Here is a 19059-nt window from a genome sequence, read left to right as displayed (position 1 = left end):
GCAGGACATGAAAAAACGGCCCCGGATCACGGCGGCCGTTTTGATGTTTTTTACGCTGCTTTATTATGCGAACCCCAGCACATGAACCAGCAATAAACCGAGGCCGGCGAGCACGACGGATCCCAAAGCTCCGGCGGCAAACGGTTTGACCCCGTTGCGGCGGAAGAAGGCAAAATCCACGTTCAGGCCAAGTCCTGCCATCGCCATGGCGATCAGGATATACGCGAGGTTGATGATTTGCGCGGTCACAGCATGCGGAATGATGCCGAGCGAATTGACGCCGCTCATCAGCAGGAAGCCGAGGACGAACCATGGGATTTGTATTTTGCTTTTTTGCGCCGTCCCCTCCTGCTTGCGGCTTGCCCAATATCCGACGCACAGCGAGACGGGAACCAGCAGCGCGACCCGGGTTAGCTTAACGATAACGGACATATCCTCCGCCTCCTTGCCGCCGGGAGCCGCTGCCGCGATGGCGTGCGCCACCTCGTGCAGCGTGCCGCCCGCAAACGCGCCGTACGCAGAAGGCGTCAGCCCGAGGAACGGGTAAAGCCCGACATATAGCAGCGTAAACAACGTGCCGAGGATCGCGACGGTCGCCGCGCCGACGGCGGTTTCCTGCTCTCTCGCTTTGATCAGCGGCGCGATGGCCACAACCGCGGCGGCGCCGCAAATGGCCGTCCCGCATGCCGTCAATAGCGCCAGCGGACGGTCCACTTTAAACAGTCTCGCCAGTCCGTATACAACGAAGATCGTTACCGTAATATTTATGGCGGCAATCAATACGACCCTTGGCCCGGCATGGGCGATATCCACCAAATTCAGCCGCATCCCCAGCAGGATGATACCGAAACGAAGCAGCTTTTTGTTGGAAAAACCTACACCCGGCATAATCGATTCCGGCACGCCGACAGCCGCCTTGTAGATCATGCCTAGAATAATGGCCAGAACCAGCTGACCCATAATGCTCAGAAACGGAAGCAGCGACAGCCCCTTGGCAAGCAAAGATAAAATGAGCGTCAGGCCGATCCCCAACATAAATGCGTTTGTGTTCCTTTTTCTGCGCGGAGCCGCAGATTCCCTTGAAATCATGGCATTGCATCCCCTTTGTTTTCACTCGGTGTTCTCATACGCTCACTATAAAGTCGGCCGGCGGGGAAGGGAAATACCGATTTGCTATCCCTATCATGAGGAAAACTTATCATTGGGAAGATGCGGAATTCTTTTGGTATTGTTCATCTGCGAAATGAAGTTTATACCTGGGGGTATTGCAAACTCATAACCGGACAGAACGCAATTTATTTATTGCAAAATGCAAACTATGTATTACGATTTATGGGAAGAAGCAAAAAGACGAAGACGATGCGTAAATCAGGGATGACCGATCATCCCGAACCACACTGGAGGAAGATCCCGATGATTACCGATACATTAAAAGTGTTTGTGACGGTGGCTGAGCAGAGGAACTTCTCGCAGGCTGCCAAGCTGCTGAACTTGTCCCAGCCGGGCGTCAGCCTTCATATCCGCAACCTCGAAAACGAGCTGGGAGCCAAACTGATGCACCGTTCCCCGAAGCTCGTGAAGCTAACCGAGGCCGGAGAAATATTATTTCTCAAAGCGCAGCAAATATTGGCTTTGTACGACGAAGCGAAGGAAGATATCCATATGCTCCGGGACGAAGTGACGGGTTCCCTTTCGATGGGAGCGAGCTTTACGATCGGCGAATACATTTTGCCGAGGGTGCTGGCGGAATATGCGCAGCTGTACCCGCTGGTGGACGTGCAGGTCCATATCAGCAATACGGGCAATATTTTGCAGGATATTCGCGCAGGCAGATTCCACATCGGCCTGGTCGAAGGCAAGGTGGATGCGAAAGACTTGAAGGTGACGGCTTTCATGAAAGACGAGATGGTGCTGATCGCCGCGCCGGACCACCCCATCGCTTCCGAAAAAAGCGTGGATTTCGGCCGGCTTCAAAATCAGGTATGGGTCATGCGGGAGACGGGTTCCGGCACGCGCGCCTACAGCGACAGGCTGATCCAGGACGGGGGGCTTGCCGTGAAACGCAGCTTCGTGTTCAACAGCAGCCAAGGGGTCAAGGAAGCGGTCGGCTGCGGGTTGGGCATCGCCCTTTTGTCGCGCTGGGTCGTCCGCAAGGAGCTGGAAAGCGGGGAACTGCAGGAAATTCCGATCCGGGGAACAAAAATCAGCCGGGATCTGTCCCTGCTGCAAAGCAAGGAAGAACCGGCTGTGATGGCGGTGCTGAAGTTTATTCAAACCTTAAAGCTGAACGTGAAGTCGCTTTACGCCGATTTTTGAGCTTCCTTCATCGTCAGCGCCTCTGCGTTTGCTGGCTGGCGGTAAGCAATAAAGTAGGCGCCGGCCACGAAGACGATGCCTCCGACCAGATTGCCGAGGAAGACGGCCGCAAAGTTCGGGAAGTATTGGCTCCACGTCATTTGCCCGGCAAAAATCGCGGCCGGAATGACAAACATGTTGGCGACGACGTGCTGAAAGCCGATGGCGACGAAAGCCATGACCGGGAACCAGATGCCCACGATTTTTCCGGCAAAATCTTTCGCGCCATAGGCGAGCCACACCGCAAGGCATACGAGCCAGTTGCAGCCGATGGCCGATATGAACGCTTGCCCGAAGCTGTCATGCACTTTCCCGGTGGCGATGGCCACCGTTTTGGCAAGGAAAGCGCCTTCGGTCAAACCGACGACATGGCCGAAAAAATAAGCGACGAATACCGCCCCTATAAAATTGGCGACCGTGACGAGAACCCAGTTTTTCAGCACGGCACCGAACCCGATTTTACGCGAAAACCAAGCCATCGGCAGCGTCATCATGTTGCCCGTCAGCAATTCCCCGCCCGCGAGCACGGTCAAGATGAGCCCCACCGGGAACACCGCCGCTCCCAAAAAGCCCGCGACCGAACCCCATTCTTTCGGCGCCGTGCCGATGACGCGAATATCCAGCAGAAATCCCAAAGCGATAAAAGCCCCGGCCAAAAAACCAAGGACAAGCACCGAGGAGACGGGGATTTTGGCTTTCTTTTCCCCGTTTTCGGCCGCGATTTCCTTTATTTGTTGCGGTGTGTAAAACGACATGCTGCATACCTCCATACCATTTCGTTGAACTGAATACCATTTCGTTGTCCGAAAACGCTTACCAGAGCAGCGTTAACGGGAAAACCAAAAAAACCGCCACGAACCTTTCTTCTCGCCAGAACCGAAAAGAAAGATTTGTGCCGGTTAATCCTCCTACACGCATCCTATAGGAGCATCAATCACACGTTCAATCGTTCAAATAAAGCGGCTGCAATGCCTACAACCCCTTCATTTGCTTGACATAACACATGATAACATACGTTTTATTTTTGTCAACAATGTGAACTTCAAGATTTTTTGTCCTCTAAACGTTTTAGCCGCCGATCCGGGACATCTCCACCTTGGCCCCGTCGCGCTTCTGCCTGGCCTCGTCCCGCTCCAGGGAATAACGGTCATGGCGCCCTTCCCAGATCGAACCGATCTCCTTGGCGATCGTCTCGTCTGAAACGTCCGAACGCAGCAGCGTCCGCAGGTCATGCCCCTTCGTGGCAAACAGGCAGGTGTAGAACATGCCGTCCGCCGACAAGCGGCCTCTCGTGCAGGACCGGCAGAACGCGTCGCTGACGGAGGAAATAATCCCGATCTCGCCTTTGCCGTCCGCAAAGCGGTAGCGGGAAGCCACTTCCCCCGCGTAATTGGGGGCGGCAGGCTCCAGCGGGAATTCCGCGCCGATCCGCTCCAGCATTTCCTTTTTGCTCACGACATGCTTCAAGTCCCAGCCGTTCGTGTTGCCGACGTCCATATATTCGATCATGCGCAAAATATGGCCTTTTTCGCGGAAATAGCGGACCATCGGCAGCAGGGCATGCTCATTGACGCCTTTTTGGACCACCATGTTCACTTTGACGGCCAACCCGGCATCCGCTGCCGCATCGATCCCTTCAAGCACCTGGCGCACGCTTGCTTTGCCGCCGTTCATGGCCATGAAGGTCTCGTCGTCCAGCGCGTCGAGGCTGACCGCCACCCGCATCAGCCCCGCCTCGCGCAGCTTCGCGGCTTGTTTGGCCAGAAGGCTTCCGTTGGTCGTCAGGGCGATATCCTGCACCCCTTCGATGGCGGCAATGCCGCGAATCATCTCCGGCAGCTCCTTGCGCAGGATCGGCTCGCCGCCCGTGATCCGCATTTTCCGCACGCCGAGCCGGGCGAAAATCCTGGCGATCCTTACCGTCTCTTCGACCGACAGCACGGATTCCCGGGGCAGGAACGGATAATCCTTGCCGAATACCTCCTCCGGCATGCAGTAACGGCACCGGAAATTGCAGCGGTCCGTCACGGAAATCCGCAGGTCCCGGAGCGCTCGTTTGAAATAATCACTGGTTTCCATGATGCTCTCACTCCATTTCGCGTGCCAGCGGCAGCCGGACTTACGCGTCCGGCCGCTCTGCATCTGCCGTATTTTGATTCAGCATCGGCCGGCATTCGATGATGCGCTGCGGATGCGTATACACGTTGCATGACTGTCCGCGCACGAAGCCGACCGTTGTAATGCCCAGATTCTCCGCCAATTCCAGTGCAAGCGCCGTCGGCGCCGACTTGGACAGGATGACGCCGCAGCCGATTTTGGCGACCTTAAGCAAAATTTCCGAGGAAATCCGCCCGCTGAACACGATGATTTTATCGTTCATGGGAATGTCCCGCCTGAGGCAGTAACCGTAAATTTTATCCAGCGCGTTATGGCGCCCGATGTCCATCCGGTCCAGCAAAATGCCCTGCCTGTCGCAAAGGGCAGCATTATGGACGCCCCCCGTTCGGCTGAACGTCTCCGATCCTTCCTGCATCTGCCGCACCAGCCTGAAAACGTCGTCAAAAGACAGCTCGACCGGTACGTCGTGCAGCCGCTTGGCGGTTTTGGCGTCGTTGAAAAAAACGAATCCCTGCCGGCTGGCGCCGCAGCAGGACGTGACGTAACGTTTGCTGTACAGCTGGCGGTGAAGCGGACTCCAGCGGCTGACGGTCGCGTGGACGAACCCTTCCTCCTCCTGCACCCATAACTCCTGCAATTCGTCGATGCCGGCAATGACGCCTTCCGACGCAAGATACCCGACGGCCATATCCTCGATGTACTCGGGCGTGCAGACGAGCGTGGCGAATTCCTCGCCGTTGATTTTGATCGTGACGGGATGCTCGGCGACGACGAGATCGGATTTTTGCGCGATCCGGCCCTGCTCGAAGCGGATGATGCTCCCCCGTTCTTTCGTCACAGCATTCATGCCGGCCACTTCCTCACTCTATATTTTTTTCGAACATGAACACGGAAATTGCCACGTCTTCATCGACTTTGATATCCGTGAACAGATGCACGAGCCGGGAGCCGCAAAGCTCTTCGAGCCCTTCGGGCACCTGGTCTTTGTACAAATCCTTGATCATGTGCGTTCTGGCGCTGTGCACCATCTTTTTGCCTTCCGGCGTCTGCGCGATAAACTTCTCGGTAGGGGTAAAATTCCCGTACATCCGGGTGATCGCCATGTTTTCGACGAAGGTCGTATGAATGCGTTCAGGCCCTTTGCCAAACGTGTCTTTCCGGACTTTCCGGATGATGTCGTTAAACGCAACTTCCTTTTTCATCCCTAATCACCTCATCACAAGTTTAACACTATACTAAATCTTAGGGACATTGTACAGAATATTTCAACCTTGTTTTTTCGGGCGGAAGTAGTATAATCATGGCGAGACGTGAGTTTTTTCATTGCATGTTAATTTCATAACGGAATGATCAGTTTAGTAGGCCATTGCTAATCGGTTACTCCACTACAACCTGCCGCACCAGAACTAGCGGACCGGGTTTAGTGGAGTTTTTTGTTTGCGGAACTTTTGAGACAAAATTCTGCATGTTTTTGTATGCATATACAAGCGCCCGAAGTCTTCCGTTAACTCCAGGAAAAAATGTTGGGAAGAGAGGTTATTTTCGTGAGCAAACAAACGGTAAGCATTGCTTTGAACGGACAACAGGTCGAAGTCAAAGAAGGAATGACGGTGCTCGAAGCCATTAACCTGGCCGGCATGTCGCATCCCCAAATCTGTTACGTTCCCGAGGTCGATCCGATCCAGACCTGCGATACGTGCATCGTCGAGATCAACGGCCAGCTGAAACGCGCCTGCTCGACCAAAGCCGAGGACGGCATGGACGTCCGGCTTTCCTCGCAACGAGCGAAAGAAGCGCAAACCGAAGCGATGGACCGGATCCTCGAAAACCATTTGCTGTACTGCACGGTGTGCGACAACAACAACGGCAACTGCAAGCTGCACAACACGGCGGAAATGATGGAAATCGAGCATCAAAAATATCCTTACCGGCCGAAGGTCGACCCTTCCGAGGTCGACATGTCCCATCCGTTTTACCGGTATGACCCGAACCAGTGCATCGCCTGCGGACAATGCGTCGAGGTCTGCCAAAGCCTTCAGGTCAACGAAACGCTGTCGATCGATTGGGAAGCGGACATTCCGCGCGTCAAATGGGACGATGGCGTATCCATCAACGATTCCTCCTGCGTCAGCTGCGGACAATGCGTCACGATTTGCCCGTGCAACGCTTTGATGGAAAAATCGATGCTGGGCGAAGCCGGGTTCATGACCGCGATCGACAAGCCGATCCTCGATCCGATGATCGATCTGGTCAAAGAGGTGGAACCGGGATACAGCGGCATTTTCGCCATCTCCGAAATCGAGGCCGCGATGCGCGACACGAGAACGCGCAAAACGAAAACGGTATGCACGTTCTGCGGCGTCGGCTGCTCGTTCGAAGTGTGGACCAAAGGCCGCAAAATCCTGAAAATCCAGCCGTCCCACGACGCGCCGGTCAACGCGATTTCGACCTGCGTCAAAGGCAAATTCGGCTGGGATTTCGTCAACAGCGAAGAGCGCATCACGACGCCGCTCATCCGCCAAGGGGACGCGTTCGTGGAAGCGACCTGGGACGAAGCGTTGTCGCTCGTTGCGGAACGGCTCGGCGGGATCAAAAAAGAATACGGTTCCAATGCGCTCGGCTTCATCTCGTCCTCCAAAATCACGAACGAGGAAAATTACGTCATTCAAAAGCTGGCGCGCCAGGTGTTCGAAACGAACAATATCGACAACTGCTCCCGCTACTGCCAGTCGCCCGCCTCGGACGGCCTGATGTCCACCGTCGGCATCGGCGGCGATGCCGGATCGATCAAAGACATCGCTTCGGCCGGGCTGGTCATCCTGATCGGCTGCGCGCCTGCGGAAGGCCATCCCGTGCTGGCGACGCGGATCAAACGCGCCCACAAGCTGCATGGCCAGAAGCTGATCGTAGCCGATCTGCGCAAGCATGAAATGGCGGAACGCTCCGATTTGTTCATCCGTCCGAAACAAGGCACGGATTTCGTCTGGCTGAGCGCCGTCACGAAATACATGATCGACCAGGGCTGGCATGATGAAGCTTTCGTGCAGCAGCATGTCCATCAGTTCGGCGAATACAAGCAGCTGCTTGAGAAATTCACGCTGGAATTCGCGGAACAAGAAACCGGCATTTCCAAAGAGACGCTCATTTCGATCGCGACCATGATCCATGAAGCCGACGGAACCGCGATCTGCTGGGGCATGGGCGTTACCCAAAACGTTGCCGGTTCGCATACGTCCGCCGCGATTTCCAACCTGCTGCTGGCGACGGGCAACTACATGCGTCCGGGTGCCGGCGCGTACCCGCTTCGCGGACACAACAACGTGCAGGGCGCCTGCGACATGGGCACGCTTCCTCCATGGCTGCCGGGCTACCAGCATGTATCGAACGACGAAGCCCGCGGACGTTTCGAGCAGGCGTACGGCGTCAAAATTTCGCCGAAACCGGGCATGGACAACATCCAGATGCTTGACGCGGTGGAGCGCGGCGAGCTGAAAGGGATGTATCTGGTCGGGGAGGACATGGCTTGGGTGGATTCGAACGCCAACCATGTGCAGGATCTCCTCAGCAAACTCGACTTTTTTGTCGTGCAGGACGTGTTCCTGTCCCAAACCGCGCAGTTTGCCGATGTCATTTTGCCTGCCACCCCTTCCCTGGAGAAGGACGGCACCTTCACGAATACCGAACGCCGAGTCCAGCGTTTGTATCAGGCGCTCGAGCCGCTCGGCGACTCCAAGCCGGACTGGTGGATCACGACGCAAATTGCCAAACGCCTCGGCTTTGATTGGGGATACACCCATCCGAGCGAAATTTTCGCGGAAATGGCCAGCCTGACGCCGTTTTTCGCCAAAGCCAGCTACGAGGTGCTCGAAGGCTGGGGCAGCTTCACCTGGGGTTCGCCGACCGGCGAAGATACGCCGCTGCTGTATACCGACGGATTCCATTTCCCGGACAAAAAAGCGCGCTTCTCGCTGGTCGATTACATCCCGCCGGTGGAATTCCCGGCCGAATACGATCTCGTGCTGAACAACGGCCGCCTGCTGGAGCAGTTCCATGAAGGCAACATGACCAACAAATCGCATGGCATCAACGCGAAGCTGCCGGAGGTGTTCGTGGAAATTTCGCCGGAGCTTGCCGCAGAACGCGGCGTCGAAAGCGGATCGCTCGTGCGCCTTGAATCGCCGTACGGCGCGATCAAGCTGAAGGCCCTCGTGACGGACCGCGTGCACCGCAACGAAGTGTACGTTCCGATGCATTCCACCAGCCATGAGACGGCGGTCAACCTGCTGACGGGCGGTGCCGTCGACGTCCGCACGCATACGCCTGCCTACAAGCAGACGAGAGTCCGGATGCAAATCCTGAACGTCAAAGGCGCGAGCCCGCTGCCGCTCAACAATCCGCGCAACAAAAAGCGGCATCCGCAAAACGGCGTCGAAGTGCACCGCAAATGGAGCCGTCCGGATTATGTTTCTCTTGTGGACTAAAGGAAGGGGGAACGAACATGGCCGAACCTATATCGTTTATCAAAAAGAAAGTTTTAACCGAAGAAGAAGTCAAACAACAGTCTCTCGACCAGCTCAAGGACTCCCTGGCGGAGCATGAACAGGCGATCGACAAAGCGATCGACGTTCTCAGCGAGCTGTACGGCAGCGGCGTGCTGGAAGCGGCCGAGGCGCTTCTGAAAGCGAAAGCCAAGGTCGCCGAAATCGCCCTGCATCAATTGAAGCGCCCCGAAGTGACGAACATGATCAACAACGGGATGGCGGCGGCCGGAGCGTTGGCCCAGATCGACCCGGAACAGACCTCCAAGCTGCTCGGCAGCGTGGCCAAAGGGCTCGAGGAAGCAAGCAAGCCGCAGGACAAAAAGGTGACCGTATTTTCCCTGATGAGCGCCTTGAAGGATCCCGACGTCAACCGCGCCATCGGCTTCGGCCTGCGCTTCCTCAAAGGGATGGGCAAGGAGCTTGGCGATTAGACAGAGCTAGAATCGATTTGCAAAATAAATAGAGTAAAGAGCCTTCGACCGAATCGGAGGCTCTTTTTTTGTTGCCGCGCATATAAAAACATACCCCGGAGCAGCGGACTCCAGGGCACAAGAAATATATTTATAAAAGGGGTATGGCTTCATTATAGAAGCCGATTCTTAAAATTAGATGAAAATAACCTTCAAGTTTCCTTAAAATTTTATGACGGAAGGCCTAACATCTCATCGGAACCGGCCGTCGCCCGCTGAACGAGTTCCGCCAGTTTGACGGATTTCCCTTCGTGAAGCCGCGATTCCTCCGCGGCAAACGCGATCAAATGGCTCTGCAGCGAAGCCGTAGCCGAAGTGAGCGCCGCGCCGGAGCCGTCCCCGTGCTCCCGCACCTGGCGAAGGAAATCCGCGACCATCCGCTCGTCTCCACCGCCGTGGCCGTCACCGGTAACGCCGCAATGGAATACGATCTTCTCCCCGTCGGCAAAGCGGCGGAGCGTATAGGTTCCTTCCTCCATGTCGCCGTAGATCTCGCCTTTCGTGCCCATGATCCGTACGCTTCGCACTTCCCTTTCGGTAAAGCCCGACAGCGTAAACGTCGCGTTGGCCCCGCCCGCGAACTCCATGTTGACGACCTGGTGGTCAACGACGTTGTTATCGCAGCGGTAAACGCAGCGCCCGAACGGCCCCTCCTTTAAAGCCTTCATGATCCCTTCGGGGGACAGGTCATGCGTAATGTACCGTGCCCATGGATGTTCCGGAGGCTGGTTATACAGCTTCAGCGCCGAGAACGGGCACTCCGTTTCCACCCGGCAGCCGTCCGTGCACCGGTCGGTTGAACCGGCGGGCGCATGCTCCTCGCGGAAATGCAGCAGCGATCCGAAGGAGCTGACGCTGGTGCACGGCTGGTCGATCAGCCAGGAAATGATGTCCAGGTCATGGCAGGACTTGGCCAGAATCATCGGGCTCGTTTCGGCCGAATTCCGCCAGTTGCCGCGCACGTAGCTGTGCGTCATATGCCGGTAGCCGACGAATTCCGCATGCTGGATCGTCGCGACGGCGCCGATTTCCCCGGCTTCGATGCAGCGCTTGATGCCGGACCAAAACGGCGAATAGCGCAGCACGTGGCTGACCGTCAGCACCCGCTTGCGGGCGATGGCCGCCTGCTCGATCCGGATGCATTCTTCAGGCACGGGCGACATCGGCTTCTCCAGCAAAATATGATAACCCAGTTCAAGCGCCTTCATCGCCGGCTCAAAATGCAGGTGGTCCAGCGTGCTGATGATCATGACGTCGGCGATCCGCCCGTTTGCGAAAGCCTGCTCCCATGACGCATAGACGTTTTCGGGCGCGATACCATGGATTTCCGCGATCCGCCGCCGGCGCTCCTCGTGGGGCTCCGCGACCGCGACGATTTTTAATTCCTCCGGATGTTTCTCGGCATAAGGCCCGTAAATATACCGTCCCCGGCTCCCTGCTCCAAGCAATACGGCTGTTAATGTCTTCACGCGGGTTCCTCCTCGTTATGGTGATGCAATGCCCTGATTGTACGCCACCATGCGCAAGGCCCGAAAGAGACATTTCCGTACATTCATATACTATTGTTGACTTCCCTTGCCTGACGCTGCAGCCGGTATTCCTGGGGCGTCGCCTGGTTCTGCTTTTTGAAAAAGCGGATGAACGCCAAAGCCGAATTGTAGCCGAGCTCCCCGGCGATTTCGCCCACTTTCATCGTGCTGTTCAGCAGCCATTCCTTGGCTTTCAGGTTGCGGTATTCGTTGATATAGTCGGACAAGCCGATTCCCGTCAGCTGCTTATACAACCGCGAAAGATAGGAAGGGTTGAGCCCGACATGCTCCGCGATCGCAATCAGCGAGATGTCGCGCGCCAAATGCTCCTCGATGTAACGGTGCACCCGTTTGACCAGATCGCTTGGCACTTCCTCGCCCTGGTCCTCCTGCTTCGCAAAATAACAGTCGGCCAAATTCCAGAAATACTGCTTGACGTCCGGCCAGGCGATGCCTTCATCCTTCCGGTAGAGCAGCATCGTGTCCAGGGTTTTTGACGCTTCCTGCTTGAACTCTTCATTCTGGTCCATCATCGACAGAAACATCGCCGCCATCGAGTGATACAACTCCATCTTGCGCCCATAGGCATGGGCATCGTCGGTCCAGACCGACGTCAGATGAAGATACAGCTTGTTGAACTCTTCCCGGTGCTTGTTTTCGAGGCAGCGCTGCAGCAGCTGCAGCCGGGCATGATGGCAGTAATCGTTTTTGCCTTCCTCGCCTTCCTGCATCTTCAGCAAATCCACGTCGGAGACGATGACGGAAGGGGATAGGCCAAGCCCGTAGACGAAACAATATTTCAGCAAATGGAAGCGCTCCGAGATGGAAGGCAGCGCCGTCGGCTCGCTGCTGATCGCAAAAGATACCGACACGCTCAGCAGCCGCCGACAGGTCTGCTGAATGGTGTCCAGCAACCCGCTGATATGTCCGTATCCCGCCTTCCAGGCATCCGGCTCCCCGGCGCCTTCCTCCTCCCAAGGCTGCAGCAGCCATATGATGCGGGAGTTTTCGTAAACGCAGGAATAACATGTCATGCCGGCTCCGGCGTATTCTTCCGCAATGTTTTGAATGCCGTAGAGGAGCAGCGCTTTGTCCATGGGCGTATACGATTCCTTCCACGTATCCACCCTTCCAAGCAGCAGCAGGACGGGCCGGTCCGCCCGAAGCAAAATGCCAAGCTCCTCGAAATGGCGCGCAAGCTCCTCGGGAGTCTCCTGCTTGCCTTGAAGCAGGTCCCAGATATACTCTTTTTGAAGCAGGGGGAGCGCCTCGCGCATCCGCCTGTTGGCCCGCTCCAGCATCCGAAGGTGTTTTCCCTCCTCCTCCAGCTTTTCGAGGGCCCGTTCCACGGAAGCGATAATCTTGTCGTCGCTTTCCACCTTCAGGATATAATCGAATCCTCCATAAGCCATCGCACTCCGGATATAATGAAAGTCGTTGTATCCCGTCAGGAAAATCACCTTGCAGGTAGGCCAATCGGCCTGAATGATCTGCAACAGCTCGATGCCTTCCAGTCCGGGCATTTTAATGTCGGATATGACGATGTCGACCGGCCCCTCCCGCATCAACTGGAGCGCTTCTTCGCCCGAATACGCTTTCAACACGTCGAGCTCCAAATGCTCCGTCGTTTGGAACAATTCCAGCAAACCGTCAACGATGATCGGCAAATCGTCTACGATCAAAAGCCTACGCATAACCGATTCCTCCTTATTCCATGCCAAGATGTATAAGCACCTTCAGTCCGCCCAGCGAAGATCGTGATACTTCAAGCCCGTATTCCTTTCCGTAATGAAGCTGAATTCGCCGATGCACGTTGATCAGCCCCGTCGTTTCATCCATGCGGTCCCCGGCATGGGCCAATCGGATCCGCAATTGTTCCAGCTTCTCCTCGTCCAGGCTGTTCCCGTTATCCTCGACGCAGATCGTGAATCGGTCTTTCCTCTGCTCGCTGAAAACGCGGAGATCGCCTCTGCCCGCCATCCCGCCGATGCCATGTTTATAGGCATTTTCGATAATCGGCTGGAGAATGAGGCGCGGAACCCGCAGCGGAAGCGCCGCTGCTTCGAAACGGACCTGGATGCGATCGCCGTAGCAAACGGTTTGCATGTCGACGTAAGTGCGCGAATGCTGGATCTCGAGCTCAAGCGGAATAATATCTTCGTCATCTCTCGTAATAAATTGGAAATATTCACCGATATAGAGGCAAAACTGGTAAGCTTTCTCCTTTTTGTCGGACTTGATCAGCCTGCACAGCACAAAAAAACAATTGTACAAAAAATGCGGATTGATCTGCGATTGCAGCCGCTTCAGCTCCGAGCGCTGGTTCCGGATCTGCTGCTCGTAATTTTGCTCGATCAGCGTCTTCAGCGAATGGACCGTGTCGTTGAAGGCCTGGTACAAATAACCGAATTCGTCCCGCCTTCGATCGATGGTCAGCGGGATAAGCTCCAGCTTTTGCACCCGTTTGAAACCGTGGATCAGCCTCATTAACGGACGGTACATCAGCTTGATAAGCGAATAGGAGAAAAACGCCCCTACCCCGACCGCAAGGCCGCATGCCCATAAAAACCATCGTCTGTACGTCTGGATCGGTCCGAGTACCGCCGATTCGGGAATGCAGGTGACGGAATAGGACTTCCACACGTCGGAGTATTTGAAAACGGTAAGGTAACGCCCGTCGTTGAAGCGGGCCATCTCATAACCCTGCTTGGTTCCTTTCGACTGCTTCTGAAAAATAAAGTCTTTGAGCGCATCCTGCAGTTCGGGTTTTTCGTCGCTGCCGATCACCCAGCCCCGCTCCACGTTCAGGAGCATGCTTTCGCCGCCGGGCGAACCCGCGATTTGCTGCAGCGCCTCCTTGATTTTGCCCGTGGATAATTCGATGCCCACCATATATAAAGGATCCCGGAACGTATTCGTAGGGTAGGACATCGTGAGGAACAAGCGGTCGTTCCAATAGACGAACGGATCGTCGTAAAACGGCCCGTCATGCTGCATCGCCGCGTATTCCGCTTCATTGATCCCCGTCTCGTATTTCACGCTGAGCAGCGTGCGCCCGATCATCGGCACGTAGGCCTTGGATTCCCGAATGAACGGGCTCGAGTTTTTCATCAGGTCGAGGCGCTTTTGGATCAGCGTGATGCTTTGGGCGCGCTCGTAATCCGTCATGTCCGTCCCGATGGCCGCAAGCTCCATCAAATCGTTGTCCATGACGTAGTTGGGCAAATACTGCATGATGCGCTCAACCTCTTTATCGAGCGAATCGAGGTAAAAGCCGGCCGTATTCAAGGTGGAGCGGGAAATTTCCGTCTGGATGCTGCTCGCCCCCCGCTCGTTGATAAACCAGGTAATCATCATGAGGGGGAGCAGAACGATCAGGAACACCGCCATCATTTTCATAAAAATCGAGGAATCTTTCATTCGGAATAACAGCTTCATCGGTCGTCCCCCGTTAGTTGAGATTCTGCCGGAACTATTATTCTTTGACGCTCCCCATCACAATTCCTTTAATGAAAAATCTTTGAAGCACCGGATAGATGACCAGGATCGGGAATGCGGCGACGAAAATTTGCGCGGCCTTGCTCGTCCGGTCGGACAGCTTCTGCATCAGCTCGATGTCCTGCGATTTCAAGAAACGAAGGTCCATCTTGATGATAATCGATTGCAAAAAAGTTTGCAGCGGATAATGGTCGGGATGGTTCATGAGAATCATGCCGTCAAACCAGCTGTTCCAATGCCACACGATGGTGAACAACCCGGTCGTCGCCAGCGCCGGGAGCGACAAGGGCGCATAGATTTTCCACAGCGTCGTGAAGTGGCCCGCCCCGTCGATTCGGGACGATTCCTCCAGCTCCTTCGGCAGGTTGCGGTAGAAGTTCAGCAGCAAAATGATATTGAACACCTGCACCGCGCCCGGCAGCACCAGCGCCCAGATCGAATCGATGAGGCCCACGGCTTTGATCGTCATGTACCACGGAATCAATCCGCCGTTGAACAGGATCGTAAACACGAAAATCCAGGCGTAAAAGGTGCGCATCCCGAATTGATGCGTTTCTTTGGAGAGCGGATACGCCGTCAGAATGGTCAGGAACATGCTGATCGCCGTGCCGAGCACGACCCGCTGAATCGTAACCCAAAACGCCCGCAGGTACTCGGGTTTGCCGAATACGTTCTGGTAAGCCGCCGGCGTGAATTCCACGGGCCAGAGAAGCACCTTGCCGGCCGATGCGGCAGAACCGGAGCTGAACGAAATCGATAAAATATGAAGTATCGGCATGAGACACATTAACGACACTAGCGTCAGAAATACGAGATTGCAGCCCAGAAACAGCCGTCTTCCAAATGACTTCTTCATAAGTATGACTGTTCTCCTTTTCTAAAAAATGCGGTAATTGGCGAAGCGATAGGCCATGACGTACGATACCGAAATCAAAATGAAGGACACGACGGATTTGAGCAGTCCGACGGCCGTCGCGAATCCGTATTGCGCCTGCTCAATGCCCATCCGGTAAACGAAGGTGTCGATGACGTCCCCGCTTTCGTACACTTGCGGGCTGTACAGGTTGAAAATTTGATCGAACCCGGCGTTCAGCACGTTGCCGATATTCAGCGTCAGCATCAACACGATGATCGGCATCATGCCGGGGAGCGTGACGTTCAAGGTCTGCTTCCAGCGGCCGGCCCCGTCGATTTCGGCTGCTTCGTAAAGCGACGGATTGATGTTCGTCAGCGCCGCCAGGTAAATAATCGTGCCGAAGCCGAATTCCTTCCACACATCGGTAATGACCATCACGTAAGGAAACCATTTGTTGTCCCCGAGGAAAAAAATCGGTTTGGCGCCGAACAGCCCCAAAATTTGATTGATAATGCCCGTCGACGGGGACAACACGTCGATGATGATTCCGCTCAGCAGTACCCAGGACAAAAAATGCGGTAAATAGACCATCGTTTGGAACGTGCGTTTCATCCATTCCTGGCGCAGCTCGTTCAGCAAAATCGCGATCGTGATCGGCACGACAAGCCCCGCGATGATTTTCATCGTCGCAATGTACAAGGTATTAAACACGATGCGGCCGATGTCCGGATAATCCAGCAAATATTTAAAGTGCTTCAAGCCCACCATCGGAGAGCCGAACAGGCCTTTGGTCGGGATGTATTTCTGAAAGGCCATCAGGACGCCGGCCATCGGGATGTAACTGAATAGGACAAGGAAAATCAATGCGGGAACCACCATGAAATGCAGCGGCCATTCGCGTTTCCATCTGCGTGCGAGTTGATTCATACATGCGTCACCTGCTTCAAGTCGAATTAGAAAAAGGGGGGAATCGATTTCCGATTCCCCGCGAATGATCTTACCGTCGTCGTTGTCGAATTGATTTACACCTTCAAGCTTCCAAACCGATTACTTGTTTTTCGCGTACCATTCGTTGACTTCTTTCGTGATGTCGTCGCCGCCAAGCTTCTTCCACTCTTCGACGAACTTGTCGAATTCGTCAATCGATACCTGGTTCATGATGATTTTCAAGAAAATTTCGTCGCGCTTGCGGTTCAAAATTTCCCGTTTTTCCACCATCGTCGGCGTCGGCGCGCCGTAGAACTTGTTCTGATGGAAGAGGTTATGTTCCTTGAGGTAAGGAATGTTGGATACCGCCCCTTTAGGTCCGGAGATCAGATATTCCCACCACATGCTGATGTCTTCGCCGTTGACGTATTTCATCGCGCGCTCGAAGCGCGTTTTTTGGTCCTTCGTTTTCGGCAGGCTGGCATCCTTCGTTTCGATTGCTTTCGGCAGCACGTCGCCGTTGTCGCTCGACAGATTGAACGCCATGACCGGGCTCAACAGCCAATAGTTGTTGCCTTTTTCTTTCAGGTCTTTGCCGTATTCGTAAACCTTCTGCTCGGGGGTCGGATGGTTGTCGACCGCGATCCATTGGTTCAGCAGCTTGATCAGCGCTTCCGGATGTTTGGCCTTTTTGGATACGACGTAATAGCTGTTCGTGCCAAGCTCGATTTGCGTGGAAGCTTCCGTGCCGTCAATGGAAGGCAGGCGGTACACGCTCCATTCCTGGACTACTTTGCCGTCCTTAACGGCGCCTTGGGCCAGATGGGCCGGCGTCCATTCCGCGCCGTACAGCACGCCGATTTTGTTGCTGAAAATCAGTTCGGACTCCTTTTGCATGTCCTTGACGGCGAATTCCGGATCGATCAGGCCTTTTTTGAACATGTCCTGCAGGCCGCGCAGCGCTTCCTTCATCTCGGGCTGAATGTCGCTGTATTTTAATCCGCCGTTTCCGTCGTCGATCCATTGGTTCAAATACGCATGGTAGCCGTTCAGGAAACCGACCAGTCCCAGCGCGCCCTCGTCGAATTTTTTGTTCAAGGCGATGCCGTAGGATTTTCCCGTTCCGCCCGGATCTTTGGTCGCGAAAGCTTCCATGATGTTCATCAAATCCTGCATCGTCTTCGGTTCAGGCAGGTTCAGCTTCTTGAGCCAGTCCGAACGCACCCATACGAGCTGCGGAGCAAACGGGTTGCCCGTCTGCGGGATCGCCATCAGCTTGCCGTCGAACGTGCCGGACTTCATCTGCAGCCCGCCGTCCTTTTGCATGAACTCTTTCGTCTCATCGCTGGCGTATTGATCGTATACGCTCGTCAGATCCTGAATCATGTCCGCTTCGATGAGCTGCTGCACTTGGGCCGGAGTGGCAGGGAAGAAATCGGGAATGTCGTTGGTGGTGATGGCCATCTTCAGCTTTTCCTGGAACTGCGGCCCGTCCACGGTGCCGTCGACGACCCATTGGTTTTTGATGCGGACGCCGATGTCTTTTTCATACGCGTCGTACACGGCGTTTTTGTCGAAATTCTCCCCTTCGTCAAACTTCAGATACGGGTCTTGCGCGCGCACGGTCGAAATTTCGATGACTCCGCCTTCCTTTCCGGAAGCCGGCTGCTCGGCCGCTTTTGGCTCCGCCGATCCGGTATCCGCCGTTTTGCTGCTGCAGGCCGTGACGCCCAGGCTCAGGATCAGCGTCAGCGCCAGCCCGATTTTACGTATTTTTTGCACAAATGACCCTCCCATGTTTGGAATTACCGATTCTGTTGAAATCCCTTGATGATGCCTTTCATGATTGTTTCTATCCTTATTATAGGTAGCGCCGCCGGGCAGGGGCTATATACCGGTCTTTACTTCCGTATACAACTGTTGCTGGCCGGAGGGCTCCGGCAGGATATTATTTCAAAAGCAGGCCATGATAAGGGAAGAAAAATATTGATATCCATGTCTGCAAAGGAGCGTTTAGCGTATGAAATTATCCGGCAAATCGGCCATTGTTACCGGCGGCGCCAGCGGGATCGGCCAGGCGACGTCGAGATTGTTCGCGGAGGAAGGCGCCAGCGTCGTGATCGCCGATTTTTCCGAAGCGGGGGAAGAACATGCCAAGCGGCTGCGGGACGACGGCCATCAGGCCATCTTCTTCAAGGTCGACGTCACGAAGGAAGACCAGATCCAGGAGCTCATCGAGCACACGGTGCACGCCTTCGGCAAGCTGGACATCATGTTCGCGAATGCGGGCGTCGCCAATGACGATCCCGCCGACCGGCTCTCGCTGGAAAAGTGGCAGAAGACGATCGACGTCAATTTGACGGGCGTGTTTCTCTCCGACAAATATGCTCTCATTCAAATGCTGAAGCAGGGAACCGGCGGCGCGATCGTCAACACCGCCTCCATACACGGCCATGCCGCGAAAGCCGGGGTTACCGCCTACGGCTCGTCGAAAGGCGGCGTGGTCATGCTGACCCAAACCCTCGGCATCCAATATGCCTCCAGAGGCATCCGCGTCAACGCGGTATGCCCCGGCTATATCGAAACGCCGCTGCTTAAAGTGCTGCCGCCGGAGGAGAAGCAGAAGCTGGTCGATTTGCATCCGATCGGCCGTCTCGGAACGCCGGAAGAGGTGGCCAAAGCAGTCCTGTTCCTTGCCAGCGACGACGCCTCGTTCGTAACGGGCGCCAGCCTGCTGGTGGACGGCGGATATACCGCCCAATAAA

The 19059-nt window shown here is 55.3% G+C and carries 15 protein-coding genes; 4 read left to right on the top strand and 11 right to left on the bottom strand.

Features of this window, described 5'->3' with window-relative positions; all coding sequences use genetic code 11:
- Nucleotides 1-63: 63 nt before the first annotated feature.
- Nucleotides 64-1089: a YeiH family protein gene (locus MKY58_RS05240; protein ID WP_339323745.1), complete on the bottom strand. Its 1026-nt coding sequence runs from the start codon at nucleotides 1087-1089 to the stop codon at nucleotides 64-66.
- 324 nt (nucleotides 1090-1413) lie between these two features.
- Between MKY58_RS05240 and MKY58_RS05235 the strand changes: the two genes are divergently transcribed.
- Nucleotides 1414-2316, top strand: a complete 903-nt coding sequence (locus MKY58_RS05235; protein ID WP_339323744.1) for a LysR family transcriptional regulator — start codon at nucleotides 1414-1416, stop codon at nucleotides 2314-2316.
- Here the strand turns inward: MKY58_RS05235 and MKY58_RS05230 are convergent.
- From MKY58_RS05230 to MKY58_RS05215, 4 genes are all read right to left on the bottom strand, one after another.
- A complete protein-coding gene (locus MKY58_RS05230; RefSeq protein WP_339323743.1) occupies nucleotides 2301-3110 on the bottom strand; it encodes a formate/nitrite transporter family protein in 810 nt (269 codons plus the stop codon). The two genes, MKY58_RS05235 and MKY58_RS05230, sit on opposite strands and share 16 nt — an antisense overlap.
- Before the next feature lie 313 nt (nucleotides 3111-3423).
- Nucleotides 3424-4434 carry a GTP 3',8-cyclase MoaA gene (moaA, locus tag MKY58_RS05225; protein ID WP_339323742.1) on the bottom strand — a complete coding sequence of 337 codons (1011 nt, stop codon included), beginning with the start codon at nucleotides 4432-4434 and terminating at the stop codon, nucleotides 3424-3426.
- Between the two features lie 40 nt (nucleotides 4435-4474).
- A complete protein-coding gene (fdhD, locus tag MKY58_RS05220; RefSeq protein WP_339323741.1) occupies nucleotides 4475-5320 on the bottom strand; it encodes a formate dehydrogenase accessory sulfurtransferase FdhD in 846 nt (281 codons plus the stop codon).
- A gap of 13 nt (nucleotides 5321-5333) precedes the next feature.
- Complete coding sequence (locus MKY58_RS05215; protein ID WP_339323740.1) at nucleotides 5334-5675, bottom strand: DUF2294 domain-containing protein; 342 nt, start codon at nucleotides 5673-5675, stop codon at nucleotides 5334-5336.
- Between the two features lie 342 nt (nucleotides 5676-6017).
- Here MKY58_RS05215 and fdhF point away from each other — a divergent pair, with 342 nt between their 5' ends.
- Together fdhF and MKY58_RS05205 are read left to right on the top strand one after the other, a co-directional pair.
- Nucleotides 6018-8954 carry a formate dehydrogenase subunit alpha gene (fdhF, locus tag MKY58_RS05210; RefSeq protein WP_339323739.1) on the top strand — a complete coding sequence of 979 codons (2937 nt, stop codon included), beginning with the start codon at nucleotides 6018-6020 and terminating at the stop codon, nucleotides 8952-8954.
- Nucleotides 8955-8971: 17 nt separating this feature from the next.
- A complete protein-coding gene (locus tag MKY58_RS05205) occupies nucleotides 8972-9445 on the top strand; it encodes a DUF1641 domain-containing protein (RefSeq protein ID WP_036710951.1) in 474 nt (157 codons plus the stop codon).
- Nucleotides 9446-9654: 209 nt separating this feature from the next.
- Here MKY58_RS05205 and MKY58_RS05200 read toward each other — a convergent pair whose 3' ends face one another.
- The 6 genes from MKY58_RS05200 to MKY58_RS05175 form a co-directional block, all read right to left on the bottom strand.
- Entirely contained in the window at nucleotides 9655-10953 is a 1299-nt protein-coding gene (locus MKY58_RS05200) for a Gfo/Idh/MocA family oxidoreductase (RefSeq protein ID WP_339323738.1), read from the bottom strand.
- A gap of 83 nt (nucleotides 10954-11036) precedes the next feature.
- Complete coding sequence (locus MKY58_RS05195; RefSeq protein WP_339323737.1) at nucleotides 11037-12707, bottom strand: response regulator; 1671 nt, start codon at nucleotides 12705-12707, stop codon at nucleotides 11037-11039.
- Between the two features lie 13 nt (nucleotides 12708-12720).
- Entirely contained in the window at nucleotides 12721-14451 is a 1731-nt protein-coding gene (locus tag MKY58_RS05190; RefSeq protein ID WP_339323736.1) for a histidine kinase, read from the bottom strand.
- A 37-nt stretch (nucleotides 14452-14488) separates the two neighbouring features.
- Nucleotides 14489-15367 (bottom strand): carbohydrate ABC transporter permease, encoded by an 879-nt coding sequence (locus MKY58_RS05185; protein ID WP_339323735.1) that lies wholly within the window; start codon nucleotides 15365-15367, stop codon nucleotides 14489-14491.
- A 21-nt stretch (nucleotides 15368-15388) separates the two neighbouring features.
- Complete coding sequence (locus tag MKY58_RS05180) at nucleotides 15389-16294, bottom strand: ABC transporter permease subunit (RefSeq protein ID WP_339323734.1); 906 nt, start codon at nucleotides 16292-16294, stop codon at nucleotides 15389-15391.
- Nucleotides 16295-16414: 120 nt separating this feature from the next.
- Nucleotides 16415-18076, bottom strand: coding sequence for an extracellular solute-binding protein (locus MKY58_RS05175; protein ID WP_339323733.1), 1662 nt, complete (start codon nucleotides 18074-18076; stop codon nucleotides 16415-16417).
- 238 nt (nucleotides 18077-18314) lie between these two features.
- Here MKY58_RS05175 and MKY58_RS05170 point away from each other — a divergent pair, with 238 nt between their 5' ends.
- The gene (locus MKY58_RS05170; protein WP_212948252.1) at nucleotides 18315-19058 is read left to right on the top strand and encodes an SDR family NAD(P)-dependent oxidoreductase; all 744 of its coding nucleotides are present in this window, start codon (nucleotides 18315-18317) and stop codon (nucleotides 19056-19058) included.
- Nucleotide 19059: the final 1 nt, after the last annotated feature.

The organism is Paenibacillus sp. FSL W8-0194 (assembly GCF_037969745.1).
In the GTDB taxonomy this organism is placed as follows: Bacteria; Bacillota; Bacilli; order Paenibacillales; family Paenibacillaceae; genus Paenibacillus_AQ; species Paenibacillus_AQ cookii.
This window is presented reverse-complemented; position numbering and strand designations above follow the sequence as displayed.